This window comes from Caballeronia sp. LZ065, from assembly GCF_031450975.1.
In the GTDB taxonomy this organism is placed as follows: domain Bacteria; phylum Pseudomonadota; class Gammaproteobacteria; order Burkholderiales; family Burkholderiaceae; genus Caballeronia.
This window is the reverse complement of record NZ_JARUXV010000002.1, coordinates 1,034,600-1,053,543: the sequence shown is the minus strand read 5'-3', so window position 1 is coordinate 1,053,543 and position 18,944 is coordinate 1,034,600. Positions and strand designations below refer to the sequence as shown.

Annotated in this window: 17 protein-coding genes; 12 read left to right on the top strand and 5 right to left on the bottom strand. The window is 64.4% G+C overall.

Annotated elements, in window-relative coordinates:
• Positions 1-32: 32 nt before the first annotated feature.
• Both QCE63_RS18860 and QCE63_RS18855 read right to left on the bottom strand, forming a co-directional pair.
• Positions 33-287, bottom strand: a complete 255-nt coding sequence (locus tag QCE63_RS18860; protein WP_309835089.1) for a DUF1272 domain-containing protein — start codon at positions 285-287, stop codon at positions 33-35.
• A gap of 110 nt (positions 288-397) precedes the next feature.
• Positions 398-1,177, bottom strand: coding sequence for a helix-turn-helix domain-containing protein (locus tag QCE63_RS18855; RefSeq protein ID WP_309835086.1), 780 nt, complete (start codon positions 1,175-1,177; stop codon positions 398-400).
• Positions 1,178-1,298: 121 nt separating this feature from the next.
• Between QCE63_RS18855 and QCE63_RS18850 the strand changes: the two genes are divergently transcribed.
• The 5 genes from QCE63_RS18850 to QCE63_RS18830 all read left to right on the top strand — a co-directional run bounded on the left by QCE63_RS18850 (position 1,299) and on the right by QCE63_RS18830 (position 6,605).
• Complete coding sequence (locus tag QCE63_RS18850; protein WP_309835084.1) at positions 1,299-1,490, top strand: hypothetical protein; 192 nt, start codon at positions 1,299-1,301, stop codon at positions 1,488-1,490.
• Between the two features lie 256 nt (positions 1,491-1,746).
• Positions 1,747-2,862 (top strand): CAP domain-containing protein, encoded by a 1,116-nt coding sequence (locus QCE63_RS18845; RefSeq protein WP_309835082.1) that lies wholly within the window; start codon positions 1,747-1,749, stop codon positions 2,860-2,862.
• Between the two features lie 30 nt (positions 2,863-2,892).
• Complete coding sequence (locus QCE63_RS18840) at positions 2,893-3,240, top strand: hypothetical protein (protein WP_309835081.1); 348 nt, start codon at positions 2,893-2,895, stop codon at positions 3,238-3,240.
• A 179-nt stretch (positions 3,241-3,419) separates the two neighbouring features.
• Positions 3,420-4,937, top strand: a complete 1,518-nt coding sequence (locus QCE63_RS18835) for a diguanylate cyclase (RefSeq protein WP_404990155.1) — start codon at positions 3,420-3,422, stop codon at positions 4,935-4,937.
• A gap of 486 nt (positions 4,938-5,423) precedes the next feature.
• The gene (locus QCE63_RS18830) at positions 5,424-6,605 is read left to right on the top strand and encodes a GNAT family N-acetyltransferase (protein ID WP_309835078.1); all 1,182 of its coding nucleotides are present in this window, start codon (positions 5,424-5,426) and stop codon (positions 6,603-6,605) included.
• A 113-nt stretch (positions 6,606-6,718) separates the two neighbouring features.
• Here the strand turns inward: QCE63_RS18830 and QCE63_RS18825 are convergent, their stop codons facing one another.
• The 3 genes from QCE63_RS18825 to QCE63_RS18815 form a co-directional block, all read right to left on the bottom strand.
• A complete protein-coding gene (locus QCE63_RS18825) occupies positions 6,719-7,666 on the bottom strand; it encodes a GNAT family N-acetyltransferase (protein WP_309835076.1) in 948 nt (315 codons plus the stop codon).
• Positions 7,667-8,056: 390 nt separating this feature from the next.
• Entirely contained in the window at positions 8,057-9,289 is a 1,233-nt protein-coding gene (locus QCE63_RS18820) for a GNAT family N-acetyltransferase (RefSeq protein WP_309835074.1), read from the bottom strand.
• A gap of 263 nt (positions 9,290-9,552) precedes the next feature.
• The gene (locus tag QCE63_RS18815; protein WP_309835072.1) at positions 9,553-10,353 is read right to left on the bottom strand and encodes a hypothetical protein; all 801 of its coding nucleotides are present in this window, start codon (positions 10,351-10,353) and stop codon (positions 9,553-9,555) included.
• A gap of 474 nt (positions 10,354-10,827) precedes the next feature.
• Between QCE63_RS18815 and QCE63_RS18810 the strand changes: the two genes are divergently transcribed.
• From QCE63_RS18810 to QCE63_RS18780, 7 genes are all read left to right on the top strand, one after another.
• Positions 10,828-11,856 (top strand): ABC transporter substrate-binding protein, encoded by a 1,029-nt coding sequence (locus QCE63_RS18810; RefSeq protein WP_309835070.1) that lies wholly within the window; start codon positions 10,828-10,830, stop codon positions 11,854-11,856.
• Positions 11,857-11,877: 21 nt separating this feature from the next.
• Positions 11,878-13,335, top strand: a complete 1,458-nt coding sequence (locus tag QCE63_RS18805; protein ID WP_309835067.1) for a sugar ABC transporter ATP-binding protein — start codon at positions 11,878-11,880, stop codon at positions 13,333-13,335.
• Positions 13,332-14,267: an ABC transporter permease gene (locus tag QCE63_RS18800; RefSeq protein ID WP_309835065.1), complete on the top strand. Its 936-nt coding sequence runs from the start codon at positions 13,332-13,334 to the stop codon at positions 14,265-14,267. Before QCE63_RS18805 ends, QCE63_RS18800 begins: the two co-directional genes overlap by 4 nt.
• The gene (locus QCE63_RS18795) at positions 14,264-15,253 is read left to right on the top strand and encodes an ABC transporter permease (RefSeq protein ID WP_309835063.1); all 990 of its coding nucleotides are present in this window, start codon (positions 14,264-14,266) and stop codon (positions 15,251-15,253) included. The genes QCE63_RS18800 and QCE63_RS18795 overlap by 4 nt, the downstream gene beginning before the upstream one ends.
• A gap of 36 nt (positions 15,254-15,289) precedes the next feature.
• A complete protein-coding gene (locus QCE63_RS18790; protein WP_309835061.1) occupies positions 15,290-16,195 on the top strand; it encodes an SMP-30/gluconolactonase/LRE family protein in 906 nt (301 codons plus the stop codon).
• Between the two features lie 30 nt (positions 16,196-16,225).
• Positions 16,226-17,245 (top strand): ABC transporter substrate-binding protein, encoded by a 1,020-nt coding sequence (locus QCE63_RS18785; RefSeq protein ID WP_309835059.1) that lies wholly within the window; start codon positions 16,226-16,228, stop codon positions 17,243-17,245.
• A gap of 199 nt (positions 17,246-17,444) precedes the next feature.
• Entirely contained in the window at positions 17,445-18,203 is a 759-nt protein-coding gene (locus QCE63_RS18780) for a flagellar brake protein (protein ID WP_309835057.1), read from the top strand.
• Positions 18,204-18,944 lie beyond the last annotated feature (741 nt).

Genomic DNA, 18,944 nt, shown 5'->3' with positions numbered 1-18,944 from the left:
TATTCACGCTTGCATCACAGCCATTCGATCATTCAAGCCTTTGCGTGTTGCTCGCGGCATTGCGCATTGAACACGCGCTTCGTGGAGGCCGGGTTCTTCGCGAGCTTTGCGACAGGACGTCGCGGACGCGCGACGAGTTCGCCGCCACAGTTCGGGCATATACCGCTCAGCACATGATCCGCACAGTCCCTGCAGAAGGTGCACTCGAACGAGCAGATGAGGGCATCGGTGGCATCGGGAGGCAGGTCCTTGTCGCAGCATTCGCAGCCGGGGCGCAGTTCGAGCATCGTGAGTCTCCTTAAGATCGACATGCATTGAACGCCATGCACGCATGCCATGGCCGTCGCCGAATCATAAACGCTGACCGTCAGCGGTCATGCATTCCCGCTGCCCGGCCTCATCCGCGAATGCCGCGCACCTTCGCGTGATACTGCGCGGCAATCGTGCCGACATCGCTTGCTTCTTCGAGCGCCGCACGCTGCGCCGGACGCATCTCGCCTTGCTCGCGCACTTCGCCCGGCGCGCACGCGAAGCGCTTCCGGAACGCGCGATTGAACGTCTTCTCGCTGCCGAACCCCATCGCATAAGCAATGTCGGCAATGCGTTCGTGACGATGTCGCGGCGCAATCAGACGCCGCATCGATTCATCGAGCCGGCGGTCACGGATATGCCGCGCGACGCCGCCCGCCTGATCGAACAGTTCGTACAGCGCCGTGCGCGACACGCCCAGCGCGCCGCGCAGCGTGTCCGCGCCGAGCGTCGGATCGGACAGGTTCTGCTCGATGTAGGACAGCGCCCGCGCACGCAGCATCGGCGCGCGCCGCGGATCGTCCTTCCTCACATCCAGACTGGTTTTCGGGATCAGGCACGCGCCGAGCAGTTCGAGCGCGGCTTCCGCGGCCTGCGCGTCGTCCATGTCGGTCACAAACTTCGCCAGCGAGCAAAGATGCGCGGCAATCATTCCGCCGATCGGATCGTGCGCGTCCCAGCATGCGCCGTGCAGCCGCGCGCCGGCCGGGATGCGGCGATCCGGCGCCGCGCGCCGGATGCTGAGCGTGAGCATCGGTGCATCGCGGGCAATGCCGACGTTTTCCACCGCCACGTCGCGGATCGCGACGCTGTTCACCGGCACGCGCTGCTCGCCATCGACGGATTCGGACGTCAGCGCGCCGCCCAACAGGCAATGCAGCAGGTAATGATCGACGCCGCTCGTCGCCGGCGCCGTGATGCGTCATCAGCAGCGCGCCGCCCAGATCCCAGGTGCGCATCGACGCCCGGAACGGCACCCCGCGCGGCCGATGGATCTCGTACATCGGCTTGAGGCTCTCGCGCCAGATTTCCTCGGCGGTCTCGGCGTCGATCAGCGCACTGTCGAAGTGGAGCGGTTGCGGCATGGAAAAAGTCGGCGGCGACGAGCCGGTGTCTCGTTACGTGTTGAATTCTTTCGGATTTTCCGTGTTATCGGTGGTTTTAAGCTGGAGCTTAAGTGACACCCGAGAGTTCGCGGCTGGAGTCGCGGGCAGGGCACCGCAAGACACTGCCGGACGATTTGAGAGGATTTTGCGGACACTTTGTCCGACAGCGACGGTATGGGTCGAGGAACATGGCAGATACACGAACTTGAACGAACCTGAGAGACAAACCGAAAGTCCGGAGCCGGCGCGCCGATAACATCCATGCAAGCACTTACCTCGCGTTCTCAGACAGATAGCGCAGGCACTAATAACAAATTTGACGGGGTATTGGATGAAAAAAGCGGCTCGGACTGCCGTGACGGCGTTGTCATTGCTTCTTGCTGCCTGCGGCGGCGGTGGCGGCGGGGATGGCGGGGGCGCGGCGCAGACCACGGGTGCGACGCAATCGAACAAGGGCAGCGGCGACTCGACCCAGAAGCCTGTCGTCACGCCCACGATCGCCCCCACGAATGATCCGGCGGCCATCGCGCTGTTCGCGCCAGCGGGCGCGGCGGCGGCGCCCGCGACGGTCACGACCGGCGACATCGTCAACGATTCTTTCGCTTACATCAACGCGCGCCGCGCGGAATTGAACCTCAGCGCGCTGAAGTATGTGTCGGCGGTGGGCGTGGCGGCGGCGAATCATGCGCGCTACATGCAGGCGGCTGGGGCCATCGGTCATTATGAAACCGCGGGACAGCCGTATTTCTCCGGCGTGAAGCCTTCGGACCGCGTCGCGGCCGCCGGCTACACCACGAACTCGACGGGAGAAATCGCGGCGGGTTATGGCGGTGGCTTCCTCAATTCGATCCAGGCGATCGACGCCCTGTTCGACGCCCCGTTCCACCGCTCCATCTTCCTGTTCGACACGACGAGCGTGGGCATTGGCCAGGTGCCGACCACTGATCCCACCCAATACGCGACCCTGGTTGCCGATTTCGTCGACTACGTCGCGGCGACGCCGGACAACCGGCTGATTGCCTATCCGTACGACGGCCAGACGAACGTGAAGCCCTCGTGGATCGCGAACGAAAGCCCGAATCCGATGGCGCGCGTCCCGCAATACATCATGAAAAGCGTCGGCTATCCGGTGACGCTGAACGCCTCGGGCAATGGCGCGTTCTCGAACGTGCGCTTCGCGATCACCGACGTTTCCGGCAACCCGGTGCCGTGCGAAGAATCCGACAACTCCAACAACGAAGACTCGACTCGCCTCGCGCTGTGCGTCCCATACGCGCCGCTGGCGGCGAACTCCAGATACTTCGTGACAGTGACCGGTTCACTGACGAACACCTCGATCACCACCGCCACAGCGTTTTCCGTGAGCTGGTCATTCACGACCGGCGCGGCGCTCGCGGCGACGAACAAGGCGCAAGGCCGCTCGCGCCTGCCCATGGTGCTCGAATGACCAAGCGGCCTTTCGGGGGATTCAACTGTCATGTGCTTGCCATCATTGATCCGGAGGACGTTGCGGCACAGCCGGCGCGCGGAGGCGTCCGTATCGGCTGACGCATTCATTGAGTCCCCGGTCACGGGACCGTCGTCGATCGAATACCGGGAATCGCATCGTGGCTATCTGCTGCGCGTGAGCGCCAATCAGGCGGGGCGGTACGTGCTGATCGTCGAGGATCCGAAGGGCGGAGAGCCGTGCCCGCTGCGTAACCTGCACGAGCTGGACGGCCGCTTTCCGCATGACGGATTCGCCGATCTGACCGCGGCCATCGCCGCCGTGCCGGTGGCGAAGGATGCCATCGACGAAGGTCTCAGCCGGCAGAAGGCCGCATGATCGGCCAGAACGGCCCGGCGCCGAGATGATTGCAAGACCCGAAACAAATCGGTCGATTTGTTGCTTATTCGACCCGTTTCGGACAAATAGGAGAGAATACCGTCGACGTTCGCTAACCAGGACCGTGCTGAGCAACGATGCATTTGCTTTGCGGCATTTGAGAAATCCTAATAGTGGCAATCGACAAACTCTCTCACCTGACCCTGAATCCACCGGCGGCGGCGAAGCCGGAAATCTCGACGCCGAACATCATCGTGCTGTGCGGCACGCTGATCGCGCTGATCATGATGGGCCTGTGCGCGTTGGTGCTGTATCAGGGCCGGGTCGACGCGCTGGACCGCGCACGCGACACCTCGCGCAACCTGGCGCTGCTCGCCGAACGCGATATCGAACGTAACTTCGAGCTGTATGAACTCTCGCTGCAGGCGGTGGTCGAGGGTGTCGAACGGCCGGAGGTGGCCGCGCTGCCGCCGGCGTTGCGCAACGACGTGCTGTTCGACCGCGCCGCCACCGCGCGCGACCTGGGTTCGCTGCTCGTGCTGGATTCGACCGGCACCATCGTCATCGATTCGAGCAGCGTCACTCCGCGCCAAGGCAACTTCGCCGACCGCAGCTACTTCACCGTCCAGCGCGACAACCCCGACGCCGGGCTGTACATCAGCAGCCCGTTCCTGTCGCGGCTGCGCGGGGGCGCGCCGAGCATCGCGCTCAGCCGGCGGCTGAAGCATCCGGACGGCTCGTTCGCGGGCATCGCGATGATCACGATCAATCTCGATTATTTCCGGACGTTGTTCGCAGGTCTGTCGCTCGGACGGCATGGCGCCGTGTCGCTCATCAGCAAGGACGGCCTCATGATCATGCGTCAGCCGTTCGAATCACACGTGATCGGCCGCGACATTCGCGGCGCCGACTCCTTCCGCCGCTTCCAGAACGCGCCGGAAGGCAGCTTCAGCGAAACCTCGTCGATCGACGGCACGCGGCGCCTCTACTTCTACCGCAACTTTCCGAACCTGCCGCTCATCATCATGGTCGCCGAAGCGGAGGGAGACATCTATTCGGCGTGGACGCGGCGCGCGATCATCATCGGCTCGTCGATGGGCGCGCTCGCGATCGGCTTCATCGCGCTGTCGTTCGTGCTGGCCGCGCAGTTCCGGCGACGTATCCGCGCGGAGTCCGAACTGCAATTGCTGGCGCGCACGGATGGCCTGACGGGGCTGCACAATCGCCGCACGCTCGGCGAGATCCTCGATCAGGAATGGCGGCGCGCGCGGCGTACCCGGAGTCTGTTCTCGCTGCTGTTCGTCGATATCGATCGCTTCAAGGCCTATAACGACGCCTACGGCCATCAGGCCGGCGACGATGCGCTGGCGGCCGTGGCGCGCTGCATCGGCGAGAACATCCGGCGGCCGCTCGATACGGCGGCGCGCTATGGCGGCGAGGAGTTCGTCGTCGTGCTGCCCGACACCCCCGCCGAGGGCGCCGCGCGCGTCGCCGAGACGATTCGCAAGGCGATCAGCGATCTGTCGATCGAGCACGCGGGCAGCGAGTTCGGCCGGGTCACGGCGAGCATCGGGCTCGCGAGCTGGCGGCCGGAACGCGACGACGATGTCAGCGCGGTCATCCGTGCCGCCGACGAAGCGCTCTATGACGCGAAGGCGCGCGGGCGTAATCGCGTCATGCGGGCGGGTCAGGGCTGAGCGTCGCGCCGCGATCTTCATCAATGCGCGTGATCGAACGTTCGCACTCACGCGAGCGGGTCTAGACTTTGCACCGGGTTGGCGCATCTTCGCGATGCCCGACGCGCACAAAAAGAACCAGCAAAGGACGATCGACATGAGGCCGGGGATTGCCTTCAGGGAACCAGCGACGCGTCGGCAAGCAACGCGTCGGCAAGCAACGCGTCGGATGCCGCCGCAGCCGTCCGCCGGCCGTCATGCCGGATGGCTCCTGTCATGCCGCGACAAAGCCGAGTGGATTGTCGCCATCGCTGCGCTGCTCGTGCGCAAACGCCCATTTGCCGAACGCGACATCCGGTAGCTTGATGGATGTCGAAGGCCATCGACTCTCGCATGCCGATGTCCCGAGGCGCGTTCGTGTTCGTCCCTGATGCATGCATCGGCATGCAGCGGGACGTGCGAGGCACGTTCGACGACCATCAAAACAAAACGATCCGACCCAGCGCCATGCCATCAGACCGCAATTCGAATTGCAATCCGGAAGTTCAGCCCGACGGCCTGAGCATCATCAGCGATGAAGCCGCGTTTCTTGCACTGAAGAGCGAGTGGGACGCGCTCTGGAGCGCCGTCGAAGGACAGCATAATCAGGCCTTCGAGGTATGCAGGTTGTGCTGGACGCGCGTGGCCGGTCCGCGCGGCCGGCGGCTGCATTGCATCGTGGTTCGGGAGAAGGGCGAACTGGTGCTCGTATGGCCGCTCGTCAGTCATCGCCGGCTGTTCTGGAATGTCATTGAGCCGCTTACACCGGGTACGGCCGAACACAGCGCGATCCTGGCCCGCAGCGACGCGCGCGCGGCCATCGACGCCGCCTGGCAAGCGGTCACCCGGCAATGCCGCGGCGATGTCCTTGCGCTGCCCTACGTCGGCCACGACACGCGGCTCGACCAGCTCGCGACACGCCATCCGGGCCTCGCCGAAACCACCACCGATGTCTGCGCCATGGCGCTGCTGCGCGCGGAGCCGGACTGGGATGCATATCGCGATGCGCTCGGCAAGCTCTCGAAGAAGAAGCCTGCCGCACTTGAACGGCGCCTGATGAAAGAAGGCGCGCTCGAGATCCGCGTGCTCGCCACCGACGATACCGCCGCCCACGCGCACTGGGTCGACTGGATGCTCGCGCGCAAGCAGGAATGGGCCGAGCGTTCCGGCAAGAACGGACCGTGGCTGTACTCGAAGGAATATCGCAGCTTTCTCGTCGATCTGCTCGACGGCACGCGTGACAAACCGCTTGGCGTGATGTTCGTGATGACGCTCGACGGCGTGCCGCTCGTCGTCAATATCGTGGGCTTGGCGGATACGTCGGCGAGCGGTCTGATCGCGGGTTTCGATCCGGCCTTCGCGCGCTTCTCGCCCGGCGCGATCATGATGGCGCACTGCGTGAAATGGTGCTGGGACAACCGGCTCGATCTCGACTTCGGCGTCGGCAAGGAAGAGTTCAAGGCGTACTGGAGCCGCGGCAACGTCGACTCGACGCGCAGCTATCAGATCGCGATTTCAGGCTGGGGGCGCTTTGCCTTCCACGCGAAACTGCTGTCGAAGAAACTCAAGGAATGGCGCGCGAATCGCTCGCGCCGCCCGGTCGCCCCGGTGCCGGCCAGTGGCAACGGGGCGGAGCATCCGGCAGCATGAAAAGGAAGCCGCGGCGCATGAACGCCGCGGCTCAACGAATCTTTTCAGGCAAGCAAAAAGGGCGGACATGAAGATTCATGTCCGCCCTTGTTCTTTCATGCGCCTGCCTTCATTCAAGCCGTGGGAAGGAACCATTCGGACCGGCCCGGGCGCAACACGCGCTTGACTGCGCGGGCCATCGACCACACCGACTTGTGGCGCTCGATCACGAGGCGCGGCTTGAGCATCGGCTTGAAGCCGCAGAGAAAGCGGAACGTGCTGGCATTGGGAATGCCATCGAAATCGAAGATCAGATTGCGGCGCCTGGCATCCTGGATCGCTTCCCAGATCAGCACGCTGATCGCGCCCGCGTGCGCCCCGGGATCGCGTGACGAGAGCAGGTAGTAGGCGGCATGGGAATCGAAGGTCACGCCAATCGCGGCGACCAGTTTGCCGCTGGCATCGTAGGCGCCGAGCAGATAGCCCGCGTCGCGCTCCACGAATGCCTCCACGAGCCTGCGCATCAACTGCGTGCCATAGACGTTCTTGCGGCTGCGCACCGCGAGGTTCGCTTCGTAGAACGCGTTGAACTCCTCGGGCGACTCGATGCGCCGCGCCGTCAGGAACTTCTGTCCCGTGCGGATCAGGTTGCGCGTCTTGCCGTTGAGTCCTTTCCACACGGCTTCGACGTCCCGGTCCGGCGCGAACTGCAAGGTATAGCGCGTGGCTACGGTGAAGCCGTTGAGTCCGAAAGCGAGCGCGTCTTCGATGCGCGGATCGAGGATCTGATAGAAGCTGTCGACCTCGGGAATCTGCGCAATCAGTTCTTCGGTGATGCTGATGCGGTCGAGCATCGTGCGGGTCGTGTCGCCCGTCGATGGCCTGAACGCCGGGCCGAGCGTGCGCGTGAGCGGCGGCATCTTCGAGGTGGTCCACCATCCCTTGCGTTGCAGCGAGTAGGGCATCTCACCCACTACTTCGTTGCCGCGCCGGACGGTGGCCGCTTGCCAGTTGCCGTCGGTTGCGAGGTCGAGCCACCAGGGTTCATGGAAGATCGAGGGGGCGGGAAGCGGGTCGGCCACAAGGGACACAGGCGACACAGGGGACGCAGGCGCTTCGGCTCGAGCGGGCTGTGCCGCCATCGGATCGATGCGGCTTGGCGTGGTTCGAAGATCGCTTTCGAAGCGAAACTTGCTGGACGGGGTCTTGCGGTTCGTCTCGAACCTCAGGAATTTACCGGCGAGTGACGATTCCATACATTCAGGACCATTATGTAGTGTTGTGCGGTTCGGAACAGGTCGATACGTCGTGTAGCGCTGTTCAAGGCAACATCGGAACGCGTGGCGGAGCGCTTCAGAACGGACCCGCTCAATGAAGTGCTGGCCTACGCCGATCCCGTGTCGATGCGGTCTCGCAAACTACAGATACGCATGCCGCGATAACTGCCAATGCATGCAATGTGTTACGAAATGTTATCTGCTGGTGCATGGATGATTTGTTGTCGACCCCACACGTGGTAAATGTTCGCTGAAATCACGGCGGCGTGGGAGCCGTTCCAGCCCGCGCATCGCGATGTCACGCGCGTGCTTGACGGCTTGCTTGCTCATGTAGCCCGCTCGTCCCCAGCGCGTGGCGAGCACGACGAACGACGCGCTGGCATACGACGCTCCCGCAGTCCACGAAGTTTTGTAGCGTTGTTCACCGGGACCGAAGTCGAAGTCCAGTTGGCGTTCGAAGGCCCAGCGCACGCATTCATCGACGAGCACCGTGCCCGGCGATAACTTGCGGTGCGCGAGATCGTAGGTATTGGCGACGAGGCTGACCGTGTCGCTGTCGATGGCGAGAATGTTGGCGGCAATCGCGTGTCCGTCGAGCGTGAGAACAAACAGGCGAAACGCCGGATGCTTGCCTGCGTCTGCGGTGAGCAACGCTTGCCAGAACCGCAGGCTCGCGGCGGAAAAAGTCCATTGGCTGTCTGCCGCTTTCTCTTCGGCCCACTTGCGCTTTTGCGCGACGAACCATTCGATGAGCACAGGCAGACGCGCATCCGTCGGCTCGATCACGTCGATCGCAATGGCGCCGTGCTTTGCCATGCGGCGCTTCAGATACTCGGGCGCATTCCGCTCGCGCGCGGGTCGCGAGCGGCAATATGCGAGCCAGTCGCGCTCCTCGCGCAACGCGGCGAACGGCGTGGCTTCATCGACCTCGCGACGCATCATCGCGTGCCGCTTCAGGCACGCATGCAGCGGTGAATCCTTGCGGATGCGCCACAGCTCGAACACGTCCGCGCGGCTCGTGCGCGCGGCATGGTCCCAGACGGCCTTGACGATGGCGTCGGCGTCGGGTTCAGGCGCGACGAGGATATCGGTCGGCGACTGGTTGCGCGGCGCCAGCGGCTCCGCGAAGGTCCAGCAGCGACGCCCCGACGTAAGCAGCGGCCACACCGCGACGAGCCGGCTCTCGCGCCGTGCAACGACGCAATGCAGCGTGCGCGTGGTGCCGGCATGTTCGGCCATGAGACTGCCGTGACAATACTCGAACGACTGGAAGTAGCGGCCCTGGGCGCGCTGTAACAGATCGGTCCATTCGTCGCGCAGCAGCCGAAATGTTTCGAGGTCGCGGCACGCTTCGATGCTGAGCGTCCGGTCCACCGCGCTGGTGAATCTGGCAGGATGCGCGTCGCCGTCTTCCGATGTGCTGTTCATGTCTCCGGCCCCTATGAGTGATTCCCCTGCCGGGCGCGCAAACGCGGCGTTCCGTGCGGAGTCAGTGCACTTCTCGTTGTGCTTCGCTGCTTCGATAGAGCAGATCGGCGACCAGTTTCACGTGCACGTCGGTACCGGAATATGCGCTGGAACACATTCCTGACAAATTGTAATAAAGCGCCGGAACAGGCCTGCGGCATAGGCGCGCGACCGGGCCATCGAGCTTGCGTGGGTGTAGGCGATGTGCTTGCCGCAGAGTGACGTCACGGCTGTGCGACGGTGGGATGCTTGAGCCCCTTGATGACCGCGTCGAGCCAGTCCGGGTCATTGGCCCTGACCCAATGCTCGCCGTGCATGATCATCTTTCCTCGCCCCGTCCACGTGTTCATCTTGCGGAGAAACGTGTCGCAGTAGCGAGTGGCCGGGCACACGATACCGGCCCACGCATCGACGACCCAGCATCCGTCATAGTCCGTCAGTCCGACGTGATCCATGGCCCTATCGGGAACGTCGCCGACCATCGTGAAGGCATGGCTGCCCTTGTAGTCCACGCCATAGATCGATGCCTGCACGCCGGCACGCCTGAGCAGGCGCGCTGCGGCACCGCTCATTTCGCCGCAGTTGCCACAGCCCCAGATCATCGGCAGGACGAAATCGGGCGGCATGGTGCCATACACGCAATCTTGAAGAGCAGTGACCATATCGTTGGCGACATCGGCACGCTGCATGCTGGCCGGATCGTCCGGACGGACCTTGTTGCCCGACTTGAAGCCGACCTTGCTGAACTGGTTGCGGACCCTGACGAAGGCCCGGCGGGCATAAATCTCGTCCGGCTCCGCGCCGTCTACTTCGTCGTCCAGCGCCGCACTCAGGTCCAGGTCATGACAGAACGCCTGCCACTCCGGCAAGTTCACGAGATTGAGCAGCGCCTGCACGCGTGACGCGGTCAACTCCGCCTCGACCTGTCCAGGCGAGCTGGAGGCGCCTGCGTCCTGCATGAGCGACGGGCTCGCTCGCGTTTCGTCCTGCTCCGGGATCGTGGCCAGCGTGCGTTTCGCAGGCATGCTTCGGAGCCGTGTGGGGAATCGATACATGAGGCGTTCCTGTGCTGAAGTTCGGAGCCGGGCGGGAGACCGAGCGGGCGCGGTTAACGATTCTAAGGACGCGCGCTTTCCACCGACTATCAGCAACATAAATTGACGACGGCCGCGCTGACACAGGCCGCGCGCCGTGCTCAAGCCCTTCCTCGAACGAATTGCATGCCAGTTAAGCAATCGTTATACTGCGTCGGCGGTCTGGCCTGACCACTCTGATTGGCCTGACCAAAATGGAAACACTCCGGCAGCTGTTCGAAAGCAAGGCTTCGGTAATCGCACCGAGGCGCTCCCAAAGAGGCGTGCTCAAGATGATGTCGTTCCATCCGTCCTTCCCGCATTCAAGCCACGCCTGCCACACCCGCTTTCCACCTTGCCGCCCATCCCGTCACCGCCGCTGAACGCGGCGCAGTTCGATCAACAAGAACAGCAGGAGACAACGGTATGTTCCGCACAGGAATGCTGGCCACGGCCGCGCTGGCCGCTTGCATGCTCACCCAGGCCGCGCACGCACAAGTCGCCACCGGCGACACGTCGCAGAAAAAGATCGCACTCTCCAACAGCTTCGCCGGCAACGCGTGGCGGCAGTCCATGCTCAAGAGCTGGAACGCCGTGTCGCAGCAGGCGGTGATGGAGAAGAAAGTCGCCGCCGCGCCCGCCTTCACGACCGCCGAGAATCAGGTCACCGAACAGGCGCAGCAGGTCCAGAACCTGATCCTGCAGGGCTACAACGCGATCGTCATCGACGCCGTCTCGCCCACCGCGCTCAACGGCACCATCAAGAAGGCTTGCGCAGCGGGCGTGGTGGTCGTGTCGTTCGACGGCATCGTCGACGAGCCCTGCGCGTATCGCGTGAACTTCGACTTCAAGGGCTGGGCCGAGCAGGGCGTCGAGTATCTGGCCGGGCGCCTGAACGGCAAGGGCAACATCCTGGAAGTGCGCGGCGTCGCGGGCATTTCCGTCGATAACCTGATGCACGAAGGCGTCCTCGAAGGACTCAAGAAGCATCCGGAGATGAAGCTGGTCGGCTCCGTCAATGGCGACTGGACGCAGTCCGTCGCGCAGAAGGCGGTCGCGGGCATCCTGCCGACGCTCGCTCAAGTGGACGGCGTCGCGACCGAGGGCGAGATGTCGTTCGGCATCGCGCAGGCTTTCAAGGCGGCCAACCGTCCCGCGCCGCCGATGATCATCGGCAGCACCTATCCCGAACTCCAATGGTGGAACGAGCAGACGAAGAGCGGCTACCAGTCGCGTTCGCTGTCGAATCCGCCGGGCGCGGTGAGCTTTGCGTTCTGGGTCGCCCAGCAGGTGCTGGCGGGCAAGAAGCTGCCGAAGGACGTGACCATCAACGTGCCGCTGCTCGCGATCTCGCAGCAGGAACTGCCCGCGACGCTCGCGGCCACGCCGCCGGGCGGCATCGCCGACGTGACCTACACGCTGCCGCAGACGGTCGCGCTGCTCGACAAGAAATAACTGCCCGCAAGGAGCTTGTGGATGAATGACGCGCTGATTCGCTTCGAAGGCATCGGCAAGACGTTCGGCCGGGTGCGCGCGCTGGAAGGCGTGGACTTCGCGTTCGAGCGCGGCGAATGTGTGGGCATCGCCGGACACAACGGTGCGGGCAAGTCGACGCTGATGGCCGTGCTCGCGGGCGTCTATCCGCCAACGCACGGCCGCATCGAGGTGGACGGACAGGCCGCGCCGCACTACGACGCCAACGCGGCGCGCGCGGCGGGGGTGCGCTGCGTGTTCCAGGAACTGTCGCTGTGCGCGAACCTGACGGTGGCCGAGAACATGTGCATCGTGCACCCGCAGTTGCGCGGACGCGGCTGGCGGCGCCGCGCCACGGCGTTGATGCGCGAGACGCTGGAAGCCATCTTTCCGGGCAATGGCCTGAAGGGCAACGAGCTCGTCTCCGACCTGACGCTCACGCAGCAACAGATGGTGGAGATCGCGCGCGGCTTCACGGTGACGGAGTCGCCGGTGCGGCTCGTGATTCTCGACGAACCCACGTCCTCGCTCGACGCCCATACGGCCGACCAGCTGCTCGCCTTCGTGCGGCAGGCAGCGCAGCGCGGCATCACGTGCGTGCTGATCACACACATGCTGGGCGAGATCGAACGCGTGGCCGACCGGGTCGTGGTGATGCGCGACGGCGGCATCGTCAGCGTGTTGCCGCGCGAGGCGTCGAGCCGTGCGTCGATCATCCAGGCGATGGGCCAGCATCTCGAAGCCGAGCGCACGCCGGCCGCGCAGCGCGCGCGAGCCGTGCGCGAGGCCGGGCCGCAATTTCAATGGAAGGTCGGCGCGCGCAGGCATACGGCGATCGAGGCGGCGCGCGGCGAGATTGTCGGCTTTGCGGGGCTGGCGGGGCAGGGGCAGACCGAGGCGCTGCTGTCCATCTACACGGCCGCGACGGGCCATGGCGCGGCGCGCGCGAAAGTCGCGTTCGTCGCGGGCGACCGTGGCCGCGACGGCGTGTTCCCGGTCTGGTCGATTGCCGGCAATCTCGACATACGCTGGCTGCTCGGCGGCGCGCGCAGGAAGCGCGGGTTGATCGACTTCGCGGCGGCGCGCGCGGTGGTGGAGGCGTGGCGCACGAAGATCGGCATACGCGGTGCGGCGATGAGCGCGGGCATCCTGTCGCTGTCGGGCGGCAACCAGCAGAAGGTGCTGTTCGCGCGTGCGCTTGCATCGGACGCCGATCTGATCCTGATGGACGATCCCACGCGCGGCGTCGATGTCGGCACGAAGCGCGACATCTACCAACTTGTGCATGACGAGGCCGCGAAGGGCCGCACCTTCGTCTGGTACACGACCGAGAACGAGGAGCTGTCGCATTGCGACCGCACTTATGTGTTCCGCTCATCGGCGGTTACACGCGTATTGCACGCCGACGAATGCACGGAAGAAGCGCTGCTCGCCGCCAGTTTCCAGGAGCACGCCGCATGAGTCTCGCCATTGCTCAAGGGCGTTTGCGCGCTGCGTTGCCCGCCATTTCGCTGATCGCCGTGCTGGTGCCGATCCTCGTCATGCAGCCGGCGGTGATGAGCTACTTCGGCTCGAACCTGTTGCTCAATCTCGCGGTGCCCATCGTGCTCGCGACGCTCGCGCAACTCGCGATCATCACCGTGAACGATCTCGATCTCTCGCTCGGTCCGTTCGTGAGCCTGGTTGCCTGCATCGGCGCGACGCTGCTCGTGAAGCAGCCGTGGCTCGGCGTGCTGGCGCTGGTTGGCTGCGTGCTCGCGTATGCCGCCGTCGGTGCGCTGATCGAACTGCGGCAGATACCGTCGATCGTGGTGACGCTCGGGCTCTCGTTCGTGTGGAGCGGTCTTGCCATCGTGCTGCTGCCGTCGCCGGGCGGCACGAGCCCCGCGTGGCTCGGCACGGCCATGAGTTATCAGACGCCGTGGATTGCCGCGCCCATCGTGTGGTCCGTGCTGATCGCGGCCATCGGCCATCTGCTGCTGATGCGCACCTCCGCGGGCGTGCGGATTCGCGGCGCGGGCGGCAATCCGCGCGCGATGCGCCGCTTCGGCTGGTCGCTGGTGCGCAGCAAGGCGACGCTGTATGGCGTGGCGGGCTGCTTCGGGGTGCTGTCGGGACTGTCGCTGCTCGGCCTCACCACGTCCGCCGACGCCAATCTCGCCCTGCGTTACACGCTGCTCTCCATCGCGGCGGTGATTCTCGGCGGCGGCGAGTTCATCGGCGGACGCGTGAGTGTGATCGGCGCGGTGCTCGGCGCAATCACGCTGACGTTGGCCGCGTCGTTCCTCGCCTTCCTCAATATCTCGGCGGACTGGCAGGTCGGCATGCAGGGCGCGATCCTGATCGTCGTGCTGTCGCTGCGCGTGCTGCTGCAACGGGGAGAACGCCGATGAATCCGCACACTTCCAGCGACGCCGTCGCCACCCCCGCGCAAAGTGGCTGGACGCGGCTGCGCAACATTCAGGCACCGTGGGCGTGGTCATTCGTGGGCGCGGTGCTCGTGTGGATCGCCATCGCCGGGATCTTCGGACTGGGCATCGCGGGCAACGTCGCGCAGACGGCGCTCACCTACGGCGTGTTCATGGTGCTGGTCGGGCTCGGGCAGATGCTCGTCATCACCTCGGGCGTCGGCAACATCGACCTGTCGGTGCCTTCGACCATCGCGCTCGCGGGCGTCGTCGGCATGCACGCAATGCACGCCGACAACGCGCAGATCGCCACAGGCGTCGCGGCCGCGCTCGGCGTGGGCGTCGTGGTGGGCATCGCCAACTACGCGTTGATCCGCCTGCTGCGCATTCCGCCGATCATCGCGACACTGTCTTCGAGCTTCATCATCCAGTCGGTCGCGATCACGCAGGGCCGCCAGCTTCCGCCGCCGCCGCCCGCGCTCGGCGCGTTCGCGACGGGCCGTCTGCTCGATGTGCCCTATATCGCGCTCGTGGCCCTGGCGCTGTCCTGCGCGCTCGCCGTGCTGCTGCATCGCGCGGTGTATGGACGCAGGCTCTCGGCCATCGGCCAGAACGCGCGCGCCGCGTGGCTTGCCGGCGTGAACGTGCATCGCACGCGCTGCCTCGCCTATGTGCTCTCGTCGATGATCGCGGCGCTCGCCGCGCTGCTGCTTGCTGCGGTGTCGGGCGGCGCGTCGCTCGACATGGGCGTCGAGTACATGCTGATCTCGATCGCCGTGGTCGTGATCGGCGGCACGCTCGTAACCGGTGGCAAGGCGAGCATCGCCGGCGTGTGGGGCGCGTCGATGTTCCTGTTCCTGACCAATGCCGTGCTCAACGCGGTGGGCGCGGACGCGGGCGTGCGCTCGATCGTCTATGGCGTGCTCATCATCGCGGTGACGGTCGCGGCGGGCGGCAAGGCGCTGCGTTGAACCGCACAACTTGAAAAACCAACCGGACGAGGAGACATGAAACCGAGCGATATCGAAGTCCATGACCCGCGCTTCAGACTGCTGCTGCAGCCGAACGCGTTCCTGAGCAAGCTGACGGACCAGTGCTTGTGGGCCGAAGGCCCGGTGTATTTCCCGGCCTCCGACCTGCTCATCTGGAGCGACATCCCGAACAACCGCATGTTGCGCTGGGCGCCCGGCATGGGCGTGGGCGTGTATCGCGCGCCGTCGAATTACAGCAACGGCAACACGCGCGACCGCGAAGGACGGCTCGTCAGCTGCGAGCACGGCGCAAGGCGCGTCACGCGCACGGAGCACGACGGCAGCGTGACCGTGCTGGCCGACAAGTTCGAAGGCAAGCGGCTCAATTCGCCCAATGACGTGATCGTCGATTCGCGCGGCGAAATCTGGTTCACCGATCCCGACTACGGCATTCTCAGCGACTACGAAGGCTATCGCGCGGACAGCGAAATCGGGCGCTGCAACGTGTATCGCGTGACGGAGAACGGGCAGGTGCGCATTGCATGCGACGACTTCGTGAAGCCCAACGGCCTCGCGTTCTCGCCCGACGAGACGAAGCTGTATGTAGCAGACTCCGGCGCGTCGCACGACGACGCAGCGCCCCGTCATATCCGCGTGTTCGATGTCGCGACGGACGGCACGTTGCGCAATGGCCGCGTCTTCATCGAGATGCAAAGCGGCGTGCCCGACGGCATGCGCCTCGACGAACACGGCAACATCTGGACGAGCGCCGATGACGGCGTGCACTGCTACGCGCCCGATGGCGCGCTGCTCGGCAAGATCCTGATCCCCGAAGTGGTGGCGAATCTCACCTTCGGCGGATTCAACCGCAACCGGCTTTTCATTGCCGCGACCTCGTCCATCTACTCGCTGCACGTGGGCGTGCGAGGCGCGGGCCGCTGACCGGCAAGCACCCATAACAGGAGACTCAGCATGCATTTGCATCGACTGGCCGCGGGCCTGCTCATGGCCGCACTCTCGGCATCCGCGTTCGCGCAGGTTGCCAGCGGCGATACCTCGGCGATGAAGATCGCCTTGTCCAACAACTATGCCGGCAACAGCTGGCGCCAGCAGATGCTCAAGAGCTGGTCCAATGTCGCCGATCCGGCGGTGAAGCAGAAGGTGGTCGCGGCGGCGCCGAGCTTCACCACGGCCGAGAGCCAGGCCACCGAACAGGTGCAGCAGATCCAGAACCTGATCCTGCAGGGCTACAAGGCCATCGCCGTGGACGCGGTCTCGCCGACGGCGCTCAACGGCGTCATCAAGCAGGCGTGCGGCGCGGGCGTGACCATCGTGTCGTTCGACGGCATCGCGACCGAACCGTGCGCGTATCGCATTGCCGTGGACTTCCAGGGCATGGGGCGCATGCAGGTCGACTACCTCGCCAAACGGCTCAACGGCAAGGGCAACCTGCTGGAGATCAGGGGGCTGGCCGGGGTGTCGGTGGATGACGAGATCCATCAGGGCATCGTCGACGAGCTGAAGAAGTATCCGGACATGAAGATCGTCGGGTCGGTGCATGGCGACTGGACCCAAACGGTCGCGCAAAAGCAGGTAGCGGGCATCCTGCCGACGCTGCCGAAGATCGACGCGGTCGTCACGCAGGGCGGCGATGGCTTCGGCGCGGCGCAGGCGCTCAAGGCAGCCGGCCGTCCGACGCCGATCATCATCCTCGGCAACCGTCAGGAAGAACTCGCGTGGTGGGCCGAGCAGAAGAAGAGCGGCTATCAGACGATGTCAGTGACCATTCCGCCGGGGGCGTCGTCGTTTGCGTTCTGGGTCACGCAGCAGATTCTCGCCGGCAAGAAGGTGCCGCACGACATCCGCATGCCGGTGCTCGAAGTGAAGCCGGAAGAACTCGATGCCGTGCTCGCGAAGACGCCGGCCGGCGCGCTCGCGAACAAGGAATACACGCGCGAGGAGGTGGTCGCGGTGGTGGACGGCAAGAAGTAACGCGTCGCGTGCGGCTCGATGTGCGTGACGCAGGCACGTGACGCGGTGGGGACGTAACGTAACGCCGGGCACTTCGGGAGCGGCTAAAACCCGCTCCCGCTCGACCAGACGGCTTCAGCGCCGGTTGGCACGGACTCTGCATGGTGGAAGGCGGCGCTTCATGTGCCGAAAAAAAACCATACGCTGAGACCAACCCAACATGACTGCCGAACTCACTTTCGCCGATACCGCTGCGCGCCCGAGCCAGATCGACGCACGCTACGCGTTGCGCCATCCGTTGCAGATGGCGCTTTGTCTGCGCGGGCTGGCGGCCCGCCGCGACTTTCTGGTGGCCGGGTTCGAAGGCGGCCAGATTGTCACGCAACTCCTCGATGTCGATTCCCGCAGGGCGCGCTTCGTGTTCGACTACGGCGGCGCGCGCAGCGACAACGCCGCGCTCGCCGCCGCCGACAGCCTCACGTTCCGCAGTCATCCGGGCGGCATCCGCACGGAGTTCGACACGGGCCGCGCAACGCCGGTGAGCTTCGAGGGCCGCCCGGCCTTCGAAGCCGCTTTTCCCGCACTGCTGTATTTCGTCCAGCGGCGCGAGTTTCATCGCGTGGAGACGCCGGTGGGCGAACCGTTCGTCGCGAGCGGAATCGATGCGGAAGGCGAGCCGTTCGATCTCGACCTGCAAGACATGTCGCTTGGCGGCATTGCGTTGCGGACGTCCGACCCGCGCTTTGCAGCGCTGCCGCGCGGGACGGTCTGGAACGACGTCACGCTGCAAATGGGCGCGTTCAGCCTGGTGACGGTCAATCTCGGGATCGTCGCGCCGCGTCAGGCACTCACGCCTTCCGGCGAAGCGCGCACCGTGCTCGGCTGCCGTTTTCATGACCTCTCCGGCCGCGCGGAACGCACGCTGCAGCGAGTCATCACGCAACTGGAAAGCCGCAACCTGCGCACCTCCGGCCGTTGATCCGCCTATGCGCCGTGGCTCATCGGGATGAGCCACGGCGCTTTCGATTTCTTTCTCACGGGTGCTGCAAGCCGCTGGCTGGCAGCCCTTTTCTGCGTTTCGACTTCCGCTCTGGCCTGGTCCATTCGAAAATGACATGCGGTTGAAAATCCGCTGGATTAATGCCATTCTTACCGCGTATTACAAATGTGACGTGTTCCAAGGCAATTCTCCGAAGTTATCCCGCTATGAATTAATATCACTATTTGCGGCGATGAATGGCGTAGTAGACTGCGCAACGCGGGCCGGGGTGATCACGTCATTTTCGAGTTGTCTCGAATGAATTTTCAAAAGAAATGAAACAGCCACGCCGTTGAGGTCCCGGTTGCGGAATCCACAACGGCAATGCCCGGCGAAGCCGGCGCTTTTTCGAAATATTTCAAAAGACTTTGCCTCCCTGTCATTTATCTTACTCGCGGTTTTTCCGTCGGGGCGACCCGCGTTTAAACGTTTCATACGCAAGCGATTTAAGTGTTTTCTAAAGCGGGGCATTAAGTGTTTTCTAAAATTGCCTGCGAAATAAATGCTGAATACGGTTTTGTTTCAAGGATTCGCCAAAAATATCAAGTGGCGATTGAGTAGCATGAAAATCTCACGAAATCGATATTTCTTCGCATCGTGATATGCGCCGGCACTGCCGGTTTCATGCAAGGGTCGGGCAGGGATGCCGAATCAGAAAAGCGGTACGCAACAGGCTTTCTG